This is a genomic window from Marinobacter nauticus (assembly GCF_003634635.1).
Classification (GTDB): domain Bacteria; phylum Pseudomonadota; class Gammaproteobacteria; order Pseudomonadales; family Oleiphilaceae; genus Marinobacter; species Marinobacter nauticus.
Map to the genome: position 1 here is coordinate 902729 of NZ_RBJB01000003.1, position 2301 is coordinate 905029.

The window sequence follows — 2301 nt, forward strand, 5'->3', positions numbered from 1 at the left end:
ATTCCACTGGCATTGTCGTTAACGCGACCACCACCGTCGGTGCGGATGGCTCCTACAGTCTGACCGGCGTCGACATCTCCAGCCTGGTCGATGGCAGCCTGACCGTGGACGCTTCCGCACAGGATCGCAACGGCAATGCCGTCACCGACTCGGCGACCGGCAGCTTTGATGCCACTGCTGGCGATCTCGCCGTGACCATTAGCAACGTCGATAATGATGCCCAGACTATCGATCTGTCGGGTACCACCACCGACGTGGCCCCGAACAGCGAAGTTGAGGTGACAATCACCGACTCCGCCGGCAACGTCGTTAATACCACCGCCACGGTCGACGCTGACGGTTCCTACACCCTGACCGGCGTGGATATTGCCAGCCTGGTCGATGGCAACCTGACGGTCGAAGCCACGGCCCAGGATCGCAACGGCAATGCTGTGAGTGACTCGGCCAACGGCACCTTCGATGCCACCGCCGGTGATCTGACCGTCTCTGTCGACACCGTCGACAACACCGCGCAGACCGTGAACCTGTCCGGCACCACCACGGACGTGGCGCCGAATGAGCAAGTTGCGATTACCATCACCGACTCCGCCGGCAACGTTGTTAGTACCACCGCCACGGTCGACGCTGACGGTGCCTACACCTTGACAGGCATGGACATCTCCAGCCTGGTCGACGGCGACCTGACCGTGGACGCTTCCGCACAGGATCGCAACGGCAATGCCGTCACCGACTCGGCCACCGGCAGCTTTGATGCCACTGCTGGCGATCTCTCCGTGACCATTGCTAATCTCGATAACGGTACCCAGACCATTGATCTGTCGGGTACCACTACCGACGTGGCCCCGAATGAACAAGTCGATATCACCATCACCGATTCCGCTGGCAACGTCGTTAACGCGACCGCCACCGTCGGTGCGGATGGCTCCTACAGCCTGACCGGCGTCGACATCTCCAGCCTGGTCGATGGCAACTTGACTGTGGAAGCATCCGCGCAGGATCGTAACGGCAACGCCCTGACTGACGCGGCCAACGGTGCCCTTGATGCCACCACCGGTGCCCTGACCGTCTCCGTGGACACCGTCGATAACACCGCGCAAACCGTGAATCTGTCCGGCACGACCACCGATGTGGCGCTGAATGAGGAGGTCAGCGTCACAATTACTGACTCCGCAGGCAATGTCGTCAACGCCTCCGCCACTGTTGGAACCGATAGCTCTTACACTCTGACCGGCGTAGACATTTCCAGCCTGGTCGATGGCGACCTTTCCGTGGAAGCCACGGCTCAGGACCGTAACGGCAACGCTGTCTCCGACTCGGCGGCAGGCTCACTTGATGCGACTACCGGTGATCTGACCGTGGCCATTGCCAATGTCGATAACGGTACCCAGACCATCGATCTGTCCGGCTCGACCACGGACGTGGCCCTGAACAGCCAGGTTGACCTAACCGTCACCGATTCCGCCGGCAACGTCGTTAATACCACCGCCACGGTCGACGCCGATGGTTCCTACACCCTGACCGGCGTGGATATCGCTAGCCTGGTCGATGGCAACCTGACCGTGGAAGCGTCCGCGCAGGATCGTAACGGCAATGCTGTCACTGACTCGGCAACCGGCACCTTCGATGCCACCGCCGGTGATCTGACCGTCTCTGTCGACACCGTCGACAACACCGCGCAGACCGTGAACCTGTCCGGCACCACCACCGACGTGACGCCGAATGAACAGGTCGACATTGCCATCACCGACTCCGCCGGCAACGTTGTTAGTACCACCGCTACTGTCGACACTGATGGTTCTTACACCCTGACCGGCGTGGATATCGCCAGCCTGGTCGATGGCAACCTGACGATCGAAGCCACAGCTCAGGATCGTAACGGCAACGCCGTCACTGACTCCGCCAACGGCTCCCTGGATGCCACCGCCGGTACTCTGACCGTGGCCATTGCCAATGTCGATAACGGTAACCAGACCGCCGATCTGTCCGGCTCGACCACGGACGTGGCACCAAACAGCCAGGTTAACGTGACCATCACCGATTCCGCTGGCAATCTCGTCAACACCACCACGACTGTCGGCGCCGATGGCTCCTACAGCCTGTCCGGCGTCGACATCTCCAGCCTGGTCGACGGCGACCTGACCGTGGAAGCGTTAGCACAGGATCGCAACGGCAATGCCGTCACCGACTCGGCCAACGGCACCTTCGATGCCACCGCCGGTGATCTGACCGTCTCTGTCGACACCGTCGACAACACCGCGCAGACCGTGAACCTGTCCGGCACCACCACGGACGTGGCGCCAA

General features: G+C 61.5%; 1 protein-coding gene. It reads left to right on the forward strand.

The genetic code is table 11. From position 1 onward, the window contains the following. Positions 1 to 191 precede the first annotated feature (191 nt). The coding region (locus C7436_RS18760; RefSeq protein WP_265936666.1) for a beta strand repeat-containing protein at positions 192 to 2301 on the forward strand (2110 nt) is incomplete at its 3' end.